Annotated in this window: 18 protein-coding genes; 10 read left to right on the top strand and 8 right to left on the bottom strand. The window is 70.5% G+C overall.

What is annotated here, in order from left to right:
* Nucleotides 1–154: 154 nt before the first annotated feature.
* Entirely contained in the window at nucleotides 155–937 is a 783-nt protein-coding gene (locus MYMAC_RS00090) for a tRNA1(Val) (adenine(37)-N6)-methyltransferase (protein ID WP_095956553.1), read from the top strand.
* Between the two features lie 8 nt (nucleotides 938–945).
* Here MYMAC_RS00090 and MYMAC_RS00085 read toward each other — a convergent pair whose 3' ends face one another.
* A complete protein-coding gene (locus MYMAC_RS00085) occupies nucleotides 946–1866 on the bottom strand; it encodes a hypothetical protein (RefSeq protein WP_204817283.1) in 921 nt (306 codons plus the stop codon).
* A gap of 214 nt (nucleotides 1867–2080) precedes the next feature.
* Here MYMAC_RS00085 and MYMAC_RS00080 point away from each other — a divergent pair, with 214 nt between their 5' ends.
* The 3 genes from MYMAC_RS00080 to MYMAC_RS00070 all read left to right on the top strand — a co-directional run bounded on the left by MYMAC_RS00080 (nucleotide 2081) and on the right by MYMAC_RS00070 (nucleotide 5759).
* Entirely contained in the window at nucleotides 2081–2587 is a 507-nt protein-coding gene (locus tag MYMAC_RS00080) for a DoxX family protein (protein ID WP_095956551.1), read from the top strand.
* Nucleotides 2588–2670: 83 nt separating this feature from the next.
* Nucleotides 2671–4302, top strand: a complete 1632-nt coding sequence (locus tag MYMAC_RS00075; RefSeq protein ID WP_095956550.1) for a CapA family protein — start codon at nucleotides 2671–2673, stop codon at nucleotides 4300–4302.
* A gap of 203 nt (nucleotides 4303–4505) precedes the next feature.
* Entirely contained in the window at nucleotides 4506–5759 is a 1254-nt protein-coding gene (locus tag MYMAC_RS00070) for an MFS transporter (protein WP_095956549.1), read from the top strand.
* 41 nt (nucleotides 5760–5800) lie between these two features.
* On the opposite strand, the gene MYMAC_RS00065 is transcribed toward MYMAC_RS00070, so the two are convergent.
* The 3 genes from MYMAC_RS00065 to MYMAC_RS00055 form a co-directional block, all read right to left on the bottom strand.
* Complete coding sequence (locus tag MYMAC_RS00065; RefSeq protein WP_095956548.1) at nucleotides 5801–6097, bottom strand: DUF4160 domain-containing protein; 297 nt, start codon at nucleotides 6095–6097, stop codon at nucleotides 5801–5803.
* Between the two features lie 97 nt (nucleotides 6098–6194).
* Complete coding sequence (locus MYMAC_RS00060) at nucleotides 6195–6668, bottom strand: SMI1/KNR4 family protein (protein WP_013936828.1); 474 nt, start codon at nucleotides 6666–6668, stop codon at nucleotides 6195–6197.
* A 2-nt stretch (nucleotides 6669–6670) separates the two neighbouring features.
* Nucleotides 6671–7165: a hypothetical protein gene (locus MYMAC_RS00055; RefSeq protein ID WP_239989241.1), complete on the bottom strand. Its 495-nt coding sequence runs from the start codon at nucleotides 7163–7165 to the stop codon at nucleotides 6671–6673.
* A gap of 311 nt (nucleotides 7166–7476) precedes the next feature.
* Between MYMAC_RS00055 and MYMAC_RS00050 the strand changes: the two genes are divergently transcribed.
* Nucleotides 7477–8481, top strand: coding sequence for an alpha/beta fold hydrolase (locus tag MYMAC_RS00050; RefSeq protein WP_095956546.1), 1005 nt, complete (start codon nucleotides 7477–7479; stop codon nucleotides 8479–8481).
* A gap of 176 nt (nucleotides 8482–8657) precedes the next feature.
* A complete protein-coding gene (locus tag MYMAC_RS00045) occupies nucleotides 8658–8966 on the top strand; it encodes a hypothetical protein (RefSeq protein ID WP_013936831.1) in 309 nt (102 codons plus the stop codon).
* A gap of 203 nt (nucleotides 8967–9169) precedes the next feature.
* Here MYMAC_RS00045 and MYMAC_RS00040 read toward each other — a convergent pair whose 3' ends face one another.
* Together MYMAC_RS00040 and MYMAC_RS00035 are read right to left on the bottom strand one after the other, a co-directional pair.
* Nucleotides 9170–10690, bottom strand: a complete 1521-nt coding sequence (locus tag MYMAC_RS00040; RefSeq protein WP_095956545.1) for an insulinase family protein — start codon at nucleotides 10688–10690, stop codon at nucleotides 9170–9172.
* Nucleotides 10690–12102 carry a M16 family metallopeptidase gene (locus tag MYMAC_RS00035; RefSeq protein WP_095956544.1) on the bottom strand — a complete coding sequence of 471 codons (1413 nt, stop codon included), beginning with the start codon at nucleotides 12100–12102 and terminating at the stop codon, nucleotides 10690–10692. The genes MYMAC_RS00040 and MYMAC_RS00035 overlap by 1 nt, the downstream gene beginning before the upstream one ends.
* 146 nt (nucleotides 12103–12248) lie before the next feature.
* Here MYMAC_RS00035 and MYMAC_RS00030 point away from each other — a divergent pair, with 146 nt between their 5' ends.
* From MYMAC_RS00030 to MYMAC_RS38240, 4 genes are all read left to right on the top strand, one after another.
* Nucleotides 12249–13100: an ABC transporter ATP-binding protein gene (locus MYMAC_RS00030; protein ID WP_095956543.1), complete on the top strand. Its 852-nt coding sequence runs from the start codon at nucleotides 12249–12251 to the stop codon at nucleotides 13098–13100.
* 142 nt (nucleotides 13101–13242) lie between these two features.
* Nucleotides 13243–13725 carry a DUF2267 domain-containing protein gene (locus MYMAC_RS00025; protein WP_095956542.1) on the top strand — a complete coding sequence of 161 codons (483 nt, stop codon included), beginning with the start codon at nucleotides 13243–13245 and terminating at the stop codon, nucleotides 13723–13725.
* Between the two features lie 35 nt (nucleotides 13726–13760).
* A complete protein-coding gene (locus MYMAC_RS00020) occupies nucleotides 13761–14195 on the top strand; it encodes a CBS domain-containing protein (RefSeq protein WP_239989240.1) in 435 nt (144 codons plus the stop codon).
* Between the two features lie 58 nt (nucleotides 14196–14253).
* Nucleotides 14254–15921, top strand: a complete 1668-nt coding sequence (locus MYMAC_RS38240) for an MXAN_5453 family MXYO-CTERM-anchored protein (protein WP_095956540.1) — start codon at nucleotides 14254–14256, stop codon at nucleotides 15919–15921.
* A gap of 117 nt (nucleotides 15922–16038) precedes the next feature.
* Here the strand turns inward: MYMAC_RS38240 and MYMAC_RS00010 are convergent, their stop codons facing one another.
* Together MYMAC_RS00010 and dnaA are read right to left on the bottom strand one after the other, a co-directional pair.
* Nucleotides 16039–18063, bottom strand: coding sequence for a HEAT repeat domain-containing protein (locus MYMAC_RS00010; protein ID WP_239989239.1), 2025 nt, complete (start codon nucleotides 18061–18063; stop codon nucleotides 16039–16041).
* A 60-nt stretch (nucleotides 18064–18123) separates the two neighbouring features.
* Entirely contained in the window at nucleotides 18124–19476 is a 1353-nt protein-coding gene (gene dnaA / locus MYMAC_RS00005) for a chromosomal replication initiator protein DnaA (protein WP_043709777.1), read from the bottom strand.
* Between the last annotated feature and the right edge of the window lie 86 nt (nucleotides 19477–19562).

Here is a 19562-nt window from a genome sequence, read left to right as displayed (position 1 = left end):
TCAATCTATTGAAGCTCTAGCCGTATTAGAGTCAATAGATTGAAGATGGCGGCAGCCAACCACCGACGCACCGCCTGTCAGGTCGGTGGCTTGGGCGCGCGCCCTGGACACCAGCCTCCGGGTCTGGGACACGGCTGCCCAGCGCGGAAAGCCCATGCCTGAACCCACCCTGCCGCCGGGGCCCGGCCCGGACGAAACGCTCGACTCCATTGGCACGGCGGGGGTGCGGGTGCTCCAGCGGCGGACGGGCTACCGCTTCACGCTGGACGCCGTGCTGCTGGCCCACTTCGCGGCCACCGAGGGCGCCGGCACACCCGGGCGGATGCTGGAGCTGGGCGCCGGCAGCGGCGTGGTGTCCTTCCTGCTCGTGAAGCAGTTCGGCCTGGGGCCCGTGGACGCCCTGGAGTTCCAACCCTCTGTGCACGCCCGGCTGACGCGCGCCGTGGCGCTCAACGCGTGCGAGGCCCACGTCACCCCGCTGCTCGGGGACCTGCGGCGGATCCGCGAACATGTCCCCGGAGGCCTGTACGCCCACGTCGTCTCCAACCCGCCCTTCCGCCTCGCCGACGCAGGCGTCCGCAGCCCCGATGACGAGCGCGCCATGTCCAAGTCAGAGGTGGCCTGTGACGCGCAATCCGTCGTCGCGGCGGCCCGGTACGCGTTGGCACCCGGCGGCGGCGTGAGCCTGGTGTACCCGGCCGCGCGCGTGGCTGAAGTCCTCGGCCTGCTGGCCCAGGCGAAGCTCCACCCCACCGCGCTGCGCTTCGTCCACGCGCGCGTAGGCGCCCCGGCCACGCGCTTCCTGGTGCATGCGCTGCGGGACAGGGACCGGGGCCTCGCCGTGCGCCCGCCCCTCATCGTCCATGGGGAAGGACCCGGGGGCTACACCCCGGAGGTGGCGGCGCTGATGGATCCGCCGCTCGCCGAGAGGACCTGAACAGGCGCCTACGGCGTGGCCGTGAGCGGCTTCGTGTTCGTCACCTGCACGCCGTGCTCCTCGGACACGGTGACGAACAGCTCGCGGCTCGCGGGGACCTCCAGCGTCGAGCGCCGCGGCTTCCCGCCCACCGTGAAGACCACCTCCAGCTCGTGCGCTCCAGGCGGCACGTCGCGCAGGCTCAGGTTCGTCGCGTTGCTCGTGCCCCGGCGCTGTCCGTCCATCATCACGGTGCACGCCTTCGGGCAGCGCACGTGGACCATGGACGTCATCGTGGCGCTCGCCTGGGGCCGCCGCGCCGCCTCCAGGTCCTCCTGCCGCGTGAGCGTCACCCGGCCCTTGGCGTCTCCGTAGAGGGTGACCTCCGCGCCGCCCGGTATCTCCACGTAGTCCACGAACTGCTGCTGGTTGAAGAAGCCACCGGTGCCCTCCACGCGGCGCTGACCCGGCGCCACGTCGCGGAACTCCCAGGTCCGGTTGTCCCGGCGGAGGCCTCGCTTCCCGTCGAGCAGCACCGTGCAGTCATCCTGGCACCTCACGGTGGCCACGCTCGGCGCCCTGGACGTGGAGGCCGGCGCGGGCGGGTTCGGCTCGGCCCAGTCCGGCGTGCCGGGCATCGTGGAGCTGCCGGGCTCGATGATGATGCGCTTGTTGCTGGCGAGGAACACGTCCGCCGTCGCCACGTCCGGAATGAACACGAAGCTGCCGGCGAGCGGCCGGTTCAGCACCCCCGTGGCGTCGATGCGCCGGTTGCCCGGGGCAATGCCCTTGAACTCCCAGGTGGAGTCATTCACCCGGAAGCCATGCTTCCCATCCAGCACCACCGTGCACTTCTCCGAGCACCGGACCCGGATGGCGACGCCGTCCTCCGCGAGCACCGGCGTGGACACCAACAGCGACAGGGACAGCAGCGGCCAGCGGAGGAACATGACGGGGTGACTGCCTCGGACCAGGGGGTATTCACGCCGGGCCCGCACTGCGACGCGAGGTCCACTCGCGCCCAGGTGTCAGGCCCCGTGAGGCCGCCAGTATGCCCACCAGCCAAGGGAGGCGGAACCGCCGGGGCGTGCCATGCGCCCGCGCCGGGCCCAACCTACCCAGGTTTCCGCTCACGGGCCCCGGCCCCCACAAGGAGTGCAAGGTATGAACGTGGCGACCCTCACCGAGCAACCGAGCATCCTCAAGGCGGCGGCCCTGCTCCCGCCGCGCCTGTCGCTCGGGTCGACGATGCTGGTCCACGGCGTGTCCAAGCTCCGGCCCGAGGGCACCGAGCAACACGCGGGCTTCTTCGAGCAGCTCGGCTTCAAGCCGGGCAAGCCCTGGGTCGTCGCCACCGGCGTGGCGGAGCTGCTCGCGGGCGTGAGCGCCATCCTCGGCATCGCCACACGCCCGGCCGCGCTGGCCGTGCTCGTCACCCAGGCCGTCGCCGTGGCCAAGGTCCACGGCCCCAAGGGCTTCGACAACACGAAGGGCGGCTTCGAGTTCAACCTGGCCCTGGGCGCCATCGCGCTCGGCCTGCTGCTGCGCGGGCCGGGGCCGCTCTCCGTCCACAGCGCCATCGAGCGCCGCGTGAAGCGCAAGGAGCTGCGGCGCTTCAGGCTGCTGCCGCGTCAGCGCCGCCGCTCGATGCTGCTCGACGCGCTGGGGTGAGAGTGTCGCCTGCCCGGCTGCTGGCAGGGCGAGGCCATCTCCCCTGTCACAGAATCCCGGGAGGGCCTCTAGAATGGCGGGACATGCCCTCGTCCGTCCTTCTCCTGATGGCGCTCGCGTCCACGCCGGATGCCGCTCCGGCGCGTGAGCCCGCCCCCGCGCAGCACGTCGCTCCCTCGCAAGCGCCCGACGCGGGCCCGAGCGCCAACCCGGGCCCGGGGACGCAGCGCCCGGCGCCCGCGCCGGAGACCGTCATCACCGACCTGAACGCCTACCCCCGCGCGGGTGAGGCTGGCGCGGTGCTGGACCTGGGCCGCGCCGCCGCGGAGGCCGGCGCCGCCGCCCTGCGCGCCGCGGCCCTGGCCCTGCACGAGGCCGCCGCCCCCCGCGTCCCGCTGCCCGACCCGGACGTCAGCTACGCCCAGGGCATGGAGGCCCTCAAGGCGAAGGACTTCCCCACGGCCATCACCCAGCTCTCCGCCTGTGTGGAGGCCGCGCCCTCGCGCGTGGACTGCCGGTGGGAGCTGGGCTGGGCGCACTCCCTGGAGAACCAGTGGGTGGAGGCCCACGCGCAGTGGACCGAGGTGCAGAAGCTCCAGCCGGACCACCCGGACCTGGAGGGCGCGCTGGCCCAGTCCCGTGGGCAGGCCATGCTCCAGGCGAGGCTGGCCGAGGGGCCGCGGATCATCGACCGCCCTCCCCCGCCGGCCGACGCGAAGGTGCGCCTCCGCGCCGTGGGGGACGTCATGCTGGGCACCACCGTGCCCGAAGGCCACCTGCCTCCGGACGGCGCCGGCAGCGTGATTGCCGGCGTGCGCCCGCTGCTGGAGGACGCGGACCTCACCTTCATCAACCTGGAGGGGCCGCTGTGCGACACCGGCGAGACGAAGAAGTGCCGCTCGTCGAAGAACTGCTACGCGTTCCGCTCGCCCACCGAGTACGGCCAGTATTTGAAGGAGGCCGGGGTGGACCTGGCGTCCACGGCGAACAACCACTCGGGTGACTTCGGCGAGGCGTGCCGCCGCACCACGGAGTCCACGCTGGACACGCTGGGCATCGCGTGGAGCGGCGCGCCGGGCACCATCGCCACGGTGGAGCGCAACGGGCTGCGCATCGGCATGGTGGCGTTCCACACCTCGCCGGCCTGCAACCACCTCAACAACCTGACCACGGCGACGGGGCTGGTGCGCATCGCCGCGGCCGAGAACGACATCGTCATCGTGTCGTTCCACGGCGGCGCGGAGGGCAGCAAGGCGCTGCACGTGCCCAGGGGCCGGGAGAAGTTCTACGGCGAGGACCGGGGCGACTTGCGCGCCTTCTCGCGCGCGGTGGTGGACGCGGGCGCGCACCTGGTCATCGGCCACGGGCCGCACGTGGTGCGCGGCATGGAGTTCTACAAGGGCCGGCTCATCGCCTACTCGCTGGGGAACTTCGCCACCTACGGCCGCTTCAACCTGCGCGGTCCCCAGGGCCTGGGCATGGTGCTGGAGGTGGAACTGGACCGCGACGGCGACTTCACGGCCGGCCGCATCCTCCCCACGAAGCAGGTGGACCGGGGCATCGCCGTGCCGGACCCGAAGGGCGCCGTCCTCAAGCTGATGCGCAAGCTCACCCAGGACGACTTCCCGGAGACGGGCGCGCGCATCTCCGACGACGGCACCGTGAAGCGCCGTGGCAAGGGCCCCGTCTCCATGCTGGACGGGGCTCGGCGCTGACACGGCGGGCTGTGCACACGGCGACATGTAGGGGCTTCACGGGCAGCGCGTCCGGGAAGCCCCGTCATGGCCGCCGTGTTCATGACGTCGCTGTCCGCTCCCCGGGCTGAAGCGCGACTGCTGGCTGTGCCCCGCCTTTCGTCATAGCGGCTCAAAGCAACCGCCGGCTCGTCGCGCGGCTCCGGGGTACAAAGGTCCCCGCCGTGCGCGCCCTCCGACTGCCACGTCTCTCCTCGCTTCGCGCCTTCGAGCACCCCGGCTACTTCGCGGTCTGGGTGGGAGCCCTGGTCTCCACCATCGGCACCTGGATGGAGACGGTGGCCATGGGCGTCTACGTCACCGAGGCCACCGGCCGCGCCGAGTGGACCGGTGGCATCGTGGCCCTCACCTTCCTCCCCGCCGTGGTGCTGTCGCCCGTGGGCGGCGCGCTCGCGGACCGGTTCGACCGGCGGGCCTACGTCGCGCTGGGCACGGTGGTGCAGTTGGTGCTCGCGGGCGTGCTGACGCTGCTGGCCTTCACGCACCGGCTCAGCGTCCCCGTGGTGGGCGTCATCTCCTTCGTCCACGGCTGCGCCAGCACGCTCATCAACCCGGCCTTCTCCGCGATGCTCGCGGAGCTGGTGCCGCCGCGGGATTTGCACAGCGCCATGAGCCTCAACTCGGCGCAGTTCAACCTGGGGCGCATCATTGGCCCGGCGCTGGCCGCGCTGGTGCTGAGCGTGGGCGGGACGTCGTGGGCGCTGCTGGTCAACACGCTGTCCTTCGTCGCGGTGCTGGTGGCGCTGTCGCAGGTGAAGACGCTGACGCGGACGGCGGCGCGGGCCACGCAGGGCCTGTGGAAGCAGATTGCCCACGGCTTCTCCGTGGCGCGGGGCGATTCGGAAATCTCGCTGATGCTGTGGGGCACGCTGCTGTCCGCGGGCCTGGTGGCGCCCTTCATCGGCCTGGTGCCGGTGTTCGCCATCCGCGTGTTCGGCCAGGGCGCGGCGGCCACGTCGCTGCTCGTCACCTGCCAGGGCGTGGGCGCGGTGACGGCCGCGCTGCTGGTGGGCACGCTGGTGGACACGCTGGGCCAGCGCAGGCTGCTGGGGCTGGCGGCGACGTCCATTGGCGGCGTGGCCACGCTGTACTGGCTGTCACCCACGCTGCAGGTGGCCGCCGCCGTCATCTGCGTGCTGGGCGCCAACTACATGATGCTGATGAGCGGGATGCACGCGTACTGCCAGTCGCGCGTGCCCCGCGAGCTGCAGGCGCGGATGAGCAGCCTGTTCAGCATGGTGCTCGGCGGCGCGTACGCGGCGGGCGTGTGGGGCCTGGGCGCGCTGGCCGACCGGCTGGGCCTCCGCTTCGTCACCGTGAGCGCCAGCGTGCTGTTCCTCGCGTTGGTGCTGACGCTGCGGCTGCTGCGCCCGCGGCGCTTCGATGGGGCCAGCGCGGAGGCGCGCGTCAGGGGATGACCTCTACCGCCGCGTCTCCGCGCCACCTTCCGGTGAAATGGTCAGCATGAAGCATCCGTCGGGCGCGTGCGATCCCAGGTTCTCTGGAGCAATTGCTGGTTGGTGCGCCCCCATGCCTGAACCACCCGTTCGAACTTCGGCGGAAGTTTGCCCTCAAGGCGCGCCAGCGTGTCGATTCGGTAGACGGCGGCGTCCTGCCCGCTTCGCATTTCGACATGGAAGTGCGGGACTCCATGCTCGTTGGGGTGACTGACGATGCGGAGCTGGCCGATGCGGTCTACGAGGACACCAAGTCCTCCTCCGAGGCCCCGCTGCTGTTCGGCCATATCGACCAGCATGAGCTTCAACCGCAATGCGTGGATTGCTCCCACGAGTTCAGGAGAAGGCTCAGGCGACGTAGGTAGTCTCCGGTGCGGAATCGGTTGAACGAAATCTCTACTCCCCCAGCCAGTAGAGGCTGCGGCGCGTTCGCAGCGCCTGCTCCAGGAACTCCGAGAAGGAACGGGCGATCTGCTTGCAGTACGCCGGGTCCGGCCACGCTTCGTGGTCGCCGTCGAAGAGGGGGTAGCGGCCATTTTCCAGTCGGGCCACGCTCAGCAGCACGTAGTTGCCGTCCTGCACATCGCAGAGCGCGTACACCGAGGGGGGGCCCCACTTGTCGTCATCCTCGCCGTAGATGGCCACCCTCGCCCGGACGATTTTGTGCAGCGGGAGGATGCGGTAAGGGGTGTCCGGTAGCCGCGCAATCAGCTCCGCTCCATTGCAATGCAAGTAGAAGGCGCGCAGGTCCGGATCCAACTTCCAGCCGACCCGGCGCTCGAACGCATCAACCTCCTCGAGTGCGGCGGGCGGGTATGGGAAGTGCTCGCGGGAGACCTCTTCGAGCAGGCTGCTCATGGACGTGGCCATCGTCATTTATCCGAGTAGGGCAGATTGAGCCCCACTGTATTCCACGGTGCCTCACCTCTGTAGCAGGCGGGATATGCCCTGTTGAAGACGGTATGCACGCCCGGCTTCACGGGGATGATGTTGCTGGGGTCCACCGGATCGCCGCCATGATGAAGGTCCCGGATGTGGTGCCCGGGCCAGGCCACGCCGTCCTCTTCGGGCCAATCACCGAACTTCCTGCTCCAGTCCTTCCGGAAGGATGTCCGGAAGTTCTCCCACCTTTTCCGCTCAGCCTCATTCTTGTCCGGTGACACCTTGGGATGGTCGCAGCAGCAGTGGAAGATGCCGTAGCGACTGCTGGCTTTGATTGGAATCGGCGGGACGACCAGGCGCCCTTCCCAATCCAGCTTGATGTCGGCCAGCCATAGGCAGCCCATGACCCGGGCGCATTCCCGCTGGCACGTTCGCATGAACTCCAGCCTGCATTGCCAGGGACCGTAGAAGAGGGTCGTTTTCATCCGCCCGCCGAGCACTGGAATCCAGGGCAACTCCTTCCTCGTCGCGGGCTGGACCCCGGGTGATGGGACGGAACCAGACCCACCCGTCCCGTGTGTTGTGGAGCACCCGGCGAGGACCAAGACCAGCACCGTTGCGCGCATCTTCAATGGCGGTTCCTCCCATCCCGTCCCATTGCCTGAAGGGCCTGACAGCTCATGAATCCGGGCTGATGATGGGAAGGTCATTTTCCGTTCGGCGGGCCTGCGCCCGCGCCTCCTCCGCGCTACAGACGTCCCTCCACCCAGAGACGTCCCCGCCGAGGAGTGAGTCCATGCCCGTCCGCAAGCCCGCCCTGGCCCTCACCGCGCTGCTCCTGGCCAGCTCGCCCGTGCTCGCGCAGGAGCCCCGCCCCGCCGAGCCGCTCGGCATCGCCCTGGAGGGCTACGCGTACCCCTTCCCCGTGCAGTACCTGCCCCTCACCGTCGAGGGCCAGGACGTGCGCATGGCCTACATGGACGTGAAGCCCACGGGCCGGGCCAACGGGCGCACCGTGGTGCTGCTGCACGGAAAGAACTTCTTCGGCGCGTACTGGGAGGGCACCATCCGCGCCCTCACCGGCGCGGGGTACCGCGTCGTCGTGCCCGACCAGCTCGGCTTCGGCAAGTCGTCCAAGCCGGACATCCATTACAGCTTCCACACGCTGGCCTCGCTGACGAAGCAGCTCCTGGACTCGCTGGGGGTGAAGCAGACGGCCGTCGTGGGCCACTCCATGGGCGGCATGCTCGCCACGCGCTTCACGCTCATGTACCCGGACACCGTCTCCAAGCTGGTGCTGGAGAACCCCATTGGCCTGGAGGACTACCGGGAGAAGGTGCCCTGGGTCTCCACCGAGGCCGACTACAAGCACCAGCTCAAGGCCACCGAGGAGGGCACCCGCAAGTACCACCAGACGTACTACGTGAAGTGGAAGCCGGAGTACGACACCTGGGTGAAGGTCGCCGGCCGCCAGCTCCAGAGCGCCGAGTACCCCCGGCTCGCGTGGGTGTCCGCCGCCACGGCGACCATGATCTACGAGCAGCCCGTGGTGCACGAGTTCCCCTTCGTGAAGCCGCGCACGCTGCTGTACCTGGGCCAGGAGGACCGGACGTACATCGGCCGGGGCCGGGTGCCCGCCGCGGACGCCGCGACGCTGGGGCAGTACCCACGGTTGGGGAAGAAGGTGGCGAAGGCCATCCCCAACGCGACGCTGGTGGAGCTGCCCGGCGTGGGCCACATCCCCCACTTCGAGGCGCCGGAGAAGTTCCACGCGGCGTTGATCGACTTCCTCGGGAAGTGACGCGGCGGCGCGTCGCCCCCCTGTGGGCAACTTGGGGATGCCTTCGAGCGGCCCCGCCCTCCTCGTGAGCCGGGCGGCCGGGCGTGCCCCCGGCCCTGCGGGGGGACCTTGGTGCGCGGGCGTCCCGCTCCGACATTCAGCTTCGGAGCGGTACCCACTTCGACGAGGAGCGCACCATGCCCAACAGGAAGTACGACCCGTACACGGGAGGCAAGGAGGCGGCGAAGAAGCCCCCTTATGCGCCGGACCGCGTGGAGCGGGGACTGGAAGCCGATGACACCCTGCCGCTGTACGCCGCGGACTCCATCCGCGACACGCGCGAGCAGAAGTTCGCCCTGGACAGTGACACCGAGGTGGGCGGCTACGTCCCGGACATCCGCAGCCCCATCGACGAGGCGGACGAGCTGGAGCGCGAGCGCCGGGGCCGCGAGAAGGCCGAGGAGCGCCAGGTCTCCGACGAGGACGACGAGGCGCGCAACCGCTGAGCCGCGCGGCGCGAGGAGACGGCGCGTGGAGGTCCGCTCCGGGGCGGGCCACGGCGTCTGGCCTCGCGGTGAACGGACCGGGCCCCGGCGTGCAGGAGAGGCCGCATGCGGGGCGGGCCGGCGGAGGCCCACGCCCCCAATGAAACCGGGCCGTGGCATGCGAGCGTGACTCGCCACCACGGCCCGGCAGTGACTGCAGCGCGCTACTTCGCCGCCGCGCGCGGCGACGGAGCCTCATCCGGCTCGATGGGCACCAGCTTGCCCAGGCCGAGCGGCGTCACCTGCTCCTGAATCGTCGCCGGGTCCCCCACGAGCACAATCTGCATCCGGGCCGGGTCCAGGTACTGCTCGGCCATGCGCTGCACCTCCGCGGCGCTGGCGTCGCGCAGGCCCTCCACGGTGCGGTTGAACTCGTCCAGCGGGCGGCGGGTGATGAAGAGCGCCGCGGCGCTGGCGCCCAGGCCCTCCACCGACTCGAAGGCGCCCGGGAAGGCGCGGATGAGGCCCTCGCGCGCGGCCTCCAGCTCCTCGGCGGAGATGGGCTTGGTCGTGAGGCCCGACAGCTCCTTCATCACCTCTTTCAGGGCCGGGCCCGTCACGTCCTGGCGCACGGAGCTGTACGCGGTGAGCGACCCCACGCCCAGGCGCGGCGCCAGGCTGGCGCCCGCGCCGTAGCTGTAGCCCTTGTCCTCCCGCAGGTTCATGTTGAGGCGGCTGCCGAAGAAGCCACCGAACACCGTGGTGGCCAGCTCCAGCGGGTACTCGTCCGGGTTGCCCGCGGCGATGCCGGCGCGGCCCACCAGCACCAGCGTCTGGTCCAGGCCCGGCTTGGGCACCACGTAGACCTGCTGACGCGGGGGGGCCTGCGTGGCCGGCGGCGGAGGCGGCGGCGTGGCCTTGCCCTTCGCCCCGCCAAAGTGCTTCTTCGCCAGGGCCACGCCCTCCTCCAGGCTGATGTCACCCGTGAGGATGACCGCCTGCGCCTGGGGGCCGGTGTGCTTCTGGTAGAAGTCCTTCACGTCCGCCAGCGTGAGCGTCTGCACGGACGCGGGCGTGCCGTCGGGCAGGTGCCCGTAGGGGTGCTGCAGTCCGAACACGGCCTCCAGGTACGCGAGCTGCGCCAGCACGCCGGGCTGGCCCATGGCGCGCGCCAGGTCCGCGAGCTGCTGCTTCTTGCGCCGCTCGAAGGCCTTGGGGCTGAAGCTGGGCCGCAGCACCACGTCCGACAGCAGGGCCAGGGCCGCGTCCAGGTTGCGCGTCAGCACGCGCACGCCCACCTGCGCGCCGTCCGCCTGCACGTCCATGGCGGGGGACACGCCCAGGTCCGCGAAGGCGTTGTCCAGCAGCACCGTGTCCCGCTTGCCCGCGCCTTCCAGCAGCATGCGGTACGTCAGCTCGGCGAGCCCTTCCTTGCCCTGGGGGTCCTGCGCGCTGCCCGCGGCGAAGGCCACGCCCGCGAACACCAGCGGCAGCTCCCGCCGCGTGCTCACCAGCACGGTGAGGCCGTTGTCCAGCTTCGCGCTCTGGAAGGTGGGCAGCACCAGGTCCGGCGTCTTGCCGGGCTGGGGCGGCGTGGCGCGGAAGGACTCGGCGTCGGCGGTGGGCTCGGCCGGGGCGGGCTTCTGTCCCAGCGCGGGCGAGTCCGGGCTGGCCGGCGCGGGCTTCGGGTTGCTGGCGCAGGCGGCCAGCGAGGTGACGACCAGGGCGGAGAGGAGGCGGCGCATCAGTGGCGCTCCTTCGAGTCGAGGGGCGCCTGCCGGCGAGCGGGCGGCACCGCGTGGAGGATGACGCGCGCGCCGGGGCGCAGCGTGTCCCGGGCGAACTGCTTCACGGCTTCGGGCGTCACCGACTCGTAGCGGGCCAGGTCCTGGGCCACGTAGTTGGGCTCGCCGACGAAGTGGTTGTAGCTCTGGAGGACGTCCGCCTTGCCGCCGAAGCCGCCGACGGACTGGAGGCCGGCCAGCGTGCGCGTGTCGTAGCGCGTGCGGGCGCGGGCAATCTCCTCCGGGGTGATGCCCTGCTGGCGGACCTCATCCAGCACCGCGTCCACCTCCTGGAGCAGCGTGTCCGTGGACACGCCGGGCCGCGCCACCACGTCCACCGTGAAGACGGACTGCGCGCCCTGGCTCTGCTGCATGGCGCTGACGCTCTGGGCCAGCTCCTTGTCCAGCACCAGCCGGCGGTAGAGGCGGCTGGCCTTGCCGGTGGACAGCGCCGTGGCCAGCACGTCCGCGGTGGCGTCCCCTTCCTCCAGGTACGCGGGCGTGAGCCACTGGATGGAGAGCAGCGGCAGCCGGGCCACGCGCTCCTCCTCGCGCAGCACCACGGGCGCGGTGAGACTCACGGGCGCCACTTCCGGCCGCTGCGGCCGGGGGTGGCTGGGCAGCGAGCCGAAGTACTTCTCCACCAGCGCCTTCGTCTTCGCCAGGTCGAAGTCACCGACGATGGCCAGCGTGGCGTTGGACGGCGCGTACCACTGGCGGAAGAAGCCCTTCACGTCGTCCACGTCGGCCGCGTTCAGGTCCTTCATCGAGCCGATGACGTCCCCGTGGTACGGGTGCGGCAGCGGGAAGAGCGCGTGCCACGCCTGCTCGCGGGCGGCGCCGTAGGGCGCGGTCTCAATGGACTCGCGGCGCTCGTTCTTCACCACCTCGCGCTGCGTCTCCAGCTTCTGGGGCGAGAGCGCGTCCAGCAAGAAGCCCATGCGGTCGCTCTCCAGCCACAGCGCCGTCTCCAGGTGGTTGCTGGGGACCGTCTCGAAGTAGTTGGTGCGGTCGAAGCTGGTGGTGCCGTTGAGGTCGGTGGCGCCCACCTTCTCCAGCAGGGCGATGTGGACGTCGTCGGCCACGTTGCGCGAGCCCTGGAACATCATGTGCTCGAACAGGTGCGCGAAGCCGGTGCGGCCGGGCTGCTCGTGGTACGCGCCGACGTGGTACCAGACGTTGACGGCCACCACCGGCAGCTTCTTGTCCACGGAGAGGATGACCTCCAGGCCGTTGGGCAGCGCGTATTTCTCATACGGGATGGCGAGCGCCTCGCGGCCGGGCTCCAGCGGCTTCGCCTCCTGGGGTGTCGGTGTCTGGGCAAGCGCCGGCGCCCCGCTGAACACGAGGGCTGCGGCGACGAGGGCCTTCATTCGGAACAAGGTGCCTCCAAGTCTTGATGCCAATGACTCACGTGACGCGCTTAGCACGCAGGTCTGGCGGTGTGGGTAGGGAATGGTGGAGGGAAGACGCAGCGCGCCAGGATGTTGGTTCCTGGTCAGCGTGAGAGACTGAACGCATGACGGCTGATGTCTCATCCGGTGCGCTGCCCTGCTGCGCCCTCCATCCGGACGCGTTCGCGGGCGCCACCTGTCAGCGCTGTGGCAGCTTCGTCTGCGGCGTGTGCACCACCTGGGTGATGGGCCGGATGTACTGCCCGGCCTGCGCGGTCCGCCCGGAGGTGAACTACCTGGAGGACTTCCGGCTCAAGCTCTGGGGAAGGCGGGACGCGAGCGCCTGGCTGGTGGGGCTCGTCACGGTGGTGCTCGTCGGGTTGGGACTGGTGGCGTTGGTGGCGGGGACCTTCGGCATCGCGCTGGCGTGGCTGGCCAGCGCGGGCGTGGGCGTGGCGTTCTTCCTGGGTATGCGCTGGGCTCGCCTGGGCCTGCTGGCCGTCCCGCTGCTGGCCATGCTGCTCACCGCGCCGTCGCTGGGCGCGCCCGCGCTGCTGTTCTTCGTTCCGTTGATGGTCGCGGTGAACGTCTTCCGTGACACGCGCAGCCGGCTCTTCTTCCGCCTGGACGTCCCCGAGCGTGAGCTGCACCGGCTCTGGGACCTGCGGGTCAACAACCCCCTCGCCCGGCACGCGCTGTCCCTGGGCGTGGGCTCGCTGTTCCTGCCCGTGCTGGCGTCGCTGCTCTCCTTCTTCGGCGTGTGGTGGGTGCTGAGCGTCCTCTTCCTGGGAATGGCCATGCTGGCCCTCATCCTGGGCGTGGTGGCGTTGCGGCGGGTGGACCCGGAGGCGCGGCCGCCCATTGGCCGGCGCTGGGAGTCGCTCGGCGCGGTGGGCCTGGCGCTGACCGCGCTGGTGCTCTGGGGCGTGCTGCACTGGCAGCGGATGGTGGCGCTGTTCGGCGGTGCGGTGGACTGACGGCGCCGAGGCGGTCCCGCCGGTGCATGGCTCGCTCCCCACCCCGTCACCCCGGCGCGCGGGGGGCGGCGGGTGCCTGGGGGACGTGGGGTGCTCACGCTCACGGAAGACACCCAAGCCCGACACCGGGGAGGCCACCGTCATGGCGAACATTCGTGAGGAACAGGCAGAGGCAGGGGAGCGCCGGGGCGCCACGCCCAGCCTCAAGGAGCAGCGCAGCGAATCACATGCGGCGAGCACCTATGCCGTCTTCCTGAAGGACCTCGAAGCCAACGCGGGCGTCGTCCGCGACCTGGCGGAGAAGGCGACGCAGTCCGTGCTGTGCCTGCTGGAGCAGCGCCTCATGGACACCGAGGCGAAGCACCTGGAGGCCCAGCTCCCGCGCAAGGTGACGGACATGCTGAAGCGGTGCCCCCGTCACGAGGGCAAGGTGGCCAGGAAGTACAAGCTGGAGCAGTTCCTCGCCGTGGTGGCCGAGGAGCTGGACACCACGCCCAACGAGGCCGAGCGCCTGGCCCGCGCCGTGTTCACCACGGTGCGCAATCACATCAGCGAGGGCGAGGCCGACGACGTCATGGGCCAGCTCCCCGCCGACCTGCGCTCGCTGTGGGTGCCCGAGGCCTGAGCGGTGGGGCTCGAACCCGAGCAAGGAGCCGAGTGATGAAGAAGCTACGAGACGTGATGACGAAGGACCCCACGGTCATCAACGCGAAGGACTCATTGAAGGCCGCCGCGTTGAAGATGCGCGAGCAGAACGTGGGCCCGCTGCCCGTGTGCGACGGTGAGCGGCTGACGGGCATCATCACCGACCGCGACATCGTGGTGCGGGCGGTGTCCCAGGGAAAGGACCCCAACGGCACGACGGTGGCGGAGGCGATGACGGGGCAGCTCGAATACGCCTTCGAGGACGAGGACCTCTCCGTGGTGGCGGAGATGATGAGGGCGAAGGGTGTCCGCCGCATCCTCGCGCTGGACCGGAACAAGAAGCTGGTGGGGATTGTCGCGCTGAGTGACTTGCTGGAGGAGCTGGCGGAGGCGGAGGTCAGTGAAACATTGGAGACCATCTCCACGGCGCCGACCCCCGCGGCGCACTGACTGAGCGTCGGGAGTCAGTGATAATCTGCCTTCCTTTGAAAAATGGGAGGCAGCATCCATGTCACTCGCGGGACGGAAGTGGAGTGCGCGGGCCTGTCAGGTCCGTGGGAAGACGCTGGCGCTGGGGGTGCTCGCGCTGGCCGCGCCTGCCTGGGCGGCGATGCCCGAATACACCCTGGAGCTCCAGGCGCGGACCAACCTGCGAGGGAACGCGTCCGGCGCCTACAACCTGGCGCCGGGCAACCTGCTGGCGGGGAGTCTCCAGATACCGCTCACCGACGATGGGCAGCTTGCCTTCCGCCTGGCGATTACCCCCGAGGGACGCGAGGCGGTGTGGTGGGGCCGGGAGGGCACGGGGCAGCGCATCTACATGCTCCCGGACCTGGGTGAAGACGCCCGCCTCAGCGACCCGGGGCTCAGCTCCTCCGGCACGTTGACCTTCGCCGTCACCGGGGCTTCCGCGGCGAACCAGAACGGCATCTATCAGTTGAATGTCGCCAGTCCGGACACGGTGCGCATCGACCGCGTCCCGATTGGCGCCTCGAACTGGAGCAGCTTGCAGCTCAACGAGGCCGACAGGACCGGCTTTCGCGCTTCGTATGGGGGAGGAGGGCAATCCTATGTCGTCTCGGTCCAGAGCTCGGCGACCCTCCTGGCCAGCGACGAGGTCGCCGACAGCACGAGCCCCTATTCGTTCCTGTACTCACCCAGGCTGAACGACGGGGAGCAGATGGCGGGGGTGGTGGACCTCGCGTCCGCGTCCTCGGAGTTCTTCCAGGAGCTGCGCATCTTCAGCCCGCACGCGGAGCCGCGGCTCGTGGCGCGGACGCGTGGGCTGGACGCGAGCTCACCGGTGTACCGCTTCGCGTCCGTGCAGCCGGCGTTCAACAACGTGGGACAGGTGGCGTTCCTGGGGTCGGCCCGGGATGCGTCCGAGCGGAACGTCACGACGCTGTGGTTCTGGAATGGGACGGATTTGCGGGTGATTGCCCAGGACGGCGTGGGGGACATCCGGCAGTTGGAGTTCTTCCCGCCGGACATGAACGACCATGGGCTCGTGGTGTTCCGGGCCATTGACGCCGCGAACCTGCGCGCGGTGTGGGTCAGCGACGGCAATGCGCTGAAGCGGGTCGTGAGCGAGCACGACCTCGTGGACTCGGACCTGGGCCCGGCGCGCATCGACCAGGAGACGCCGTCCAACCCGGTGTTCGCTGGCGCGCCCAGCATCAACCTGCGGGGGGATGTCGCGTTGGCCGCGGGGCTGGCGCCGCCGGACAACGACCAGGAGGAGTGGGGCACGGCCGTGTTCATCGCGCGGGCGTCGCTCGCGCATACGGACGGCGGAACGGGTGAGGACCCGGACAGTGGAACCGATGGAGGCACTGGGACGGAGCCGGACGCGGGGCCGGGCGAGGAGCCGGATGGGGGCGCCGGTGAGCAGGATGCAGGCACGGAGCCGGACGCGGGCCCAGGTGAGGAGCCGGACGCGGGCGCTGGTGAGCAGGATGCAGGCACGGAGCCGGACGCCGGCCCGGGCGAAGCGCCTGACTCAGGGACGGAGCCGGGCACCGACGCCGGTTCAAGGCAGGACGCGGGGACGTCTCCGCCGCCCCCGCCTCCGGACAGCGGCTGCGGTTGCCAGTCCGCGTCTCCCGCCGCGCTGCTCCCGTGGATGCTCGTGGGGTTGATGCGGGTCGTCGTGGGCCGCCGCCGCAAGGGCGCGTAGCTCCGGAGATTGAGAGCGGGTGCCGGATGGGCTCACGCGTTCTGCACATCGCCCTGCCTGGTCAGCACCGCGACGATGAGCGGGTGCCGGGCGAACGCAGCCGCCCGGCACTTCGCCCTACTCACCGAGCAGCGCCGCCGCCAGCGCGCGCACCTTCGCGGACCCATCGTTGGCGGCGACGTCGCGAAGCAAGGCCATGGTGGGAGGCTCCACGGTCCGCAGGTGGCCCAGCAGCCGCACCACTTCGATGCGGACACGCTCACTCCGCTCCGCGCGCAGTGCCCGGGCCAACGCTTCCATGTGGGCGCCGGCCACCCGCTGGGAAATCGCCTTCACCGCGAGCGCACGCACCCTCGCGCTCGGGTCGTCGAGCATCACCTGGTCCAGCAAGGCATCCACCGCCGCGCCAGGGATGGAGCGAAGCGCCCCCGTCGCCGCGCCACGCACTTCCGCTTCCGGGTGGACGAGCGCCGACTTCACGTAATCGAGCCCCGCCAGAGCGCCTGCTCGGGCCAGGGCATCCAGGCAGACCACGGTCTCCAACGAGCCCGCGCGGCAGCGTCTCACGAGGCCCTCCACCAGCGCCTTGCTCCGGCCCGGCTCCGGGACCTCCAGGGCCTTCGACAGCGCCCCCACCGACAGCGCCGCCTCGCGCCTCACACCTGCGTCACCCGTCGCCTCCTCCAGCACACGCTCCAGCGCATCGCCCAGCAGCAGTGAAGGCCGATCCATCCGCCCCGCCGCCCGTGCGGCCTGGGCCCGCGTCTTCGGGTGGATCCGCTCCCCCTCCAGCACGGATACCAGCGCCCGCTGGGCCTCAGGCGTCCCCGCGCTGGCCAGCGCCTCCAGTATCTGCTCGGAGTGCACCTCCTCCGAGGCGCCCTGACGCAGCAGCGTCACGGCCCGGTCCACCTCCGCCAGATTCACGCGGAACAGGGCCGTCAGTCGTGCCGCGTCCCGGCGCTCGCGCTTCGCCAGCGTCGGTAGCAGGTCATCCAGCTTCGCCCCGTTCACGAGCTCCCTGTCTCGTGTCGCCAGCGAAGCCCCCTCCCCTCCAGGCACTGCCTCCGAGGCCGTGAGCCGTTCCGTCCGCGGCAGGCCATCCCGCGCCTCCAGCGAAACGCCCGTCCCTCCAGCCGGCGCCTCCGAGGCCGTATGCCGTTCCGTCCGCGGCAGGCCATCCCGCGCCTCCAGCGAAACGCCCGTCCCTCCAGCCGGCGCCTCCGAGGCCGTGAGCCGCTCCGCCCGCAGCGTCGCCCGCGTGGCGTGGAAGGGCCGCAGCGACGAGAGCCGGTAGTCCACGCCCACGTTGATCATCGCGACCCGCGTCTCCTCTCGGATGCGCGGCAGTCCGCTCCCCCCACCCCGCTCCACCACGTCCGAGCCCGTCACGTCCCTCACATGCCCATCCGTGAAGAGGGCGAAGTCCAGGTGGCCTTGCAGCCGTGGCAGCAGCGGCGAGGTGGCGCGCAGGTACCGCCGCTTCGTCTTCACGTAGGTGTTGGCGCTGCCGCCCGCGCGGTACACGGACTCGAAGTCACCCCGCGTGTCCGACTCCTCGGTGCTCCAGCGCGAGCCGTCCTCCGCCACGAACTGCGTCGCCGCGAGCAGCCGCCGCACGAGCCTCCGCGCCGTCGCGTCCTGCGCCGCATCGAAGTGCACGGCCATCACCCTCCCCCGGACGTCCTGACCCACGTACAGCGGCCGCTCGAACATGGCCTGGAGCACCTGCAGCGCAGCGTCACCCGTCAGCGGCGTCTCACCGGCCTCCACGTCCATCCGCGTGGGCACGAGCTGGGCGGAGAACAGGTGCTGGTCGCCCTCCTGGCCCAGGTAGGTGAGCTCGAGCAGGCCGCTCCAGCCCGTGTGCAGGGACTCCCGCGCGCCCGCTGAAGGCTCCGTGTGGGTCCGGGTGTCCAGGTCGAACGTGTAGCGGAGCCGGTGCCCCACGACGAGCACCCGCTCCCGCCCCTTCACGCCGGGGAGGACTTCCTCGGGGTCCGGTGTGGGTGCGTCCTCATCCAGGTGCGGCGTGACGGGGCCCGTGACAGCCGGCGGCACCTCCGGAACCCGCGTCCCCTGGCCCGCACGCCACAGCGCACCTGCCGTCAGCACGGCGAGCAGCACGACCAGGCTCTTCACGCGCGGGCTCACTCCCCCGCATACGCGACCGTGAGCCAATCCTGGCTGTGCGCGGCTGTCTCAGGGGTTGCCGAGCTTCAACTCCAGCTCCGCCAGCTCGCGCTGCACGGTGGCGTCCGTGAGGCGGAGGCCCTCCACCTTGCGCACCGCGGAGATGACGGTGGAGTGGTCCTTGCTGAAGCGCGCGGCGATCTCCGGGAAGGAGCTCTTGGTCAGCTTGCGGCTGAGGTACATGGCCACCTGGCGCGCGTGGGCCAGGGCCTTGTGACGGCGGTCCTCCTTCAAGGACTCCACCGTGACTTTGTAGAAGCGGGCCACCTCGCGCTGGATGGACTCCACGTCCACCGCGCTCTGGGCGGGGAGGATGTCGCGCAGCACCTGCGACGCGAAGTCCTCCGTCACCGGCTGGCGCGTCAGGCTGTGCACCGCGGACAGCTTCACCAGCGCGCCTTCCAGCTCGCGCACGTTCTTCTGGATGTGCTTGGCGATGAAGTGCGCCACCGAGTCCGGCAAATCCAACCCTTCCGCCACGGCCTTCTTCTGGAGGATGGCCACCCGCGTCTCGTAGGTGGGCTCGCGGATGTCCGTCATCAGCCCCATGGCGAAGCGGCTGCGCAGCCGGTCCTCCAGGCCCGGAATCTCCGCGGGCACCGTGTCGCTGGTGAGGACGATGGCCTTGTTCATCTCGTAGAGCGTGTTGAAGGTGTAGAAGAACTCCTTCTGCGTCTCCTCACGCTTGCCGAGGAACTGGATGTCGTCGATGAGGAGCACGTCGCACTCCTCACGGAACTTCCGGCGGAAGTCCCCCATGCGGTGCTCGCGGACGCTCTCCACGTACTCGTTGGTGAACTGCTCGCTGGAGAGGAACACCACGCGCTGGGTGGGGTCTCGCTCCCAGATGAAGTTGCCCACGGCCTGGAGCAGGTGCGTCTTGCCCAGGCCCGTGCCGCCGTAGATGTAGAGCGGGTTGTAGTGGTGGCCCGGCTTGTCCGCCACGGCCTGCGCCGCCGCGGCCGGGAGCTGGTTGCTGTCCGCCACCACGAAGGTGTCGAAGGTGAAGCGCGCGTTCAGCCGGCCCGGGCGCGTGGCGCTCGCCTTGACGGAGGGTGTGGGTGGGAAGTGCGGGTCCGGCTCCAGGCCCTCCACCACTTCGTAGGCGATGGTGCTCAGCCCCTCCCCCATCCGCGCGAGCTGCGTGTCCAGCAGGGGCCGGTAGTGGTCATCCACCCAGTCGCGGAAGAAGCGGTCCGGGACGCCCATCACCAGGGCGCCGTCACGCACCTCCAGCGGGCGCATCCGCTCCAGCCACCGCAGCGCGTAGTCGAACTTCTCCTGGCGGATGGCATCCAGCATCCGAGCCCAGAGAATTCCAGCACTTGGGGAGGGGGTCGCGGCTTGGGCGAGGGCGTTCACGCGTGTCTCAAACGTGCAGAAGCAGGGGGAAAACGAGGCGTTCGGCGGTGCTAACAGACGGTTCCTGGTGGATCAAGCAACCGGCC

This window comes from Corallococcus macrosporus DSM 14697 (assembly GCF_002305895.1).
Classification (GTDB): domain Bacteria; phylum Myxococcota; class Myxococcia; order Myxococcales; family Myxococcaceae; genus Myxococcus; species Myxococcus macrosporus.
The sequence above is the reverse complement of the archived record's forward strand: the minus strand, read 5'-3'. Positions and strand labels throughout refer to the sequence as shown.

Bases quoted from the DNA above. Each gene is read 5' to 3' on its own strand.
- MYMAC_RS00090 (WP_095956553.1), top strand. From the start codon at position 155: ATGCCTGAACCCACCCTGCCGCCGGGGCCCGGCCCGGACGAAACGCTC.
- MYMAC_RS00085 (WP_204817283.1), bottom strand. From the start codon at position 1,866: ATGTTCCTCCGCTGGCCGCTGCTGTCCCTGTCGCTGTTGGTGTCCACG.
- MYMAC_RS00080 (WP_095956551.1), top strand. From the start codon at position 2,081: ATGAACGTGGCGACCCTCACCGAGCAACCGAGCATCCTCAAGGCGGCG.
- MYMAC_RS00075 (WP_095956550.1), top strand. From the start codon at position 2,671: ATGCCCTCGTCCGTCCTTCTCCTGATGGCGCTCGCGTCCACGCCGGAT.
- MYMAC_RS00065 (WP_095956548.1), bottom strand. From the start codon at position 6,097: ATGCTGGTCGATATGGCCGAACAGCAGCGGGGCCTCGGAGGAGGACTT.
- MYMAC_RS00060 (WP_013936828.1), bottom strand. From the start codon at position 6,668: ATGGCCACGTCCATGAGCAGCCTGCTCGAAGAGGTCTCCCGCGAGCAC.
- MYMAC_RS00055 (WP_239989241.1), bottom strand. From the start codon at position 7,165: ATGAAAACGACCCTCTTCTACGGTCCCTGGCAATGCAGGCTGGAGTTC.
- MYMAC_RS00050 (WP_095956546.1), top strand. From the start codon at position 7,477: ATGCCCGTCCGCAAGCCCGCCCTGGCCCTCACCGCGCTGCTCCTGGCC.
- MYMAC_RS00045 (WP_013936831.1), top strand. From the start codon at position 8,658: ATGCCCAACAGGAAGTACGACCCGTACACGGGAGGCAAGGAGGCGGCG.
- MYMAC_RS00040 (WP_095956545.1), bottom strand. From the start codon at position 10,690: ATGCGCCGCCTCCTCTCCGCCCTGGTCGTCACCTCGCTGGCCGCCTGC.
- MYMAC_RS00035 (WP_095956544.1), bottom strand. From the start codon at position 12,102: ATGAAGGCCCTCGTCGCCGCAGCCCTCGTGTTCAGCGGGGCGCCGGCG.
- MYMAC_RS00030 (WP_095956543.1), top strand. From the start codon at position 12,249: ATGACGGCTGATGTCTCATCCGGTGCGCTGCCCTGCTGCGCCCTCCAT.
- MYMAC_RS00025 (WP_095956542.1), top strand. From the start codon at position 13,243: ATGGCGAACATTCGTGAGGAACAGGCAGAGGCAGGGGAGCGCCGGGGC.
- MYMAC_RS00020 (WP_239989240.1), top strand. From the start codon at position 13,761: ATGAAGAAGCTACGAGACGTGATGACGAAGGACCCCACGGTCATCAAC.
- MYMAC_RS38240 (WP_095956540.1), top strand. From the start codon at position 14,254: ATGTCACTCGCGGGACGGAAGTGGAGTGCGCGGGCCTGTCAGGTCCGT.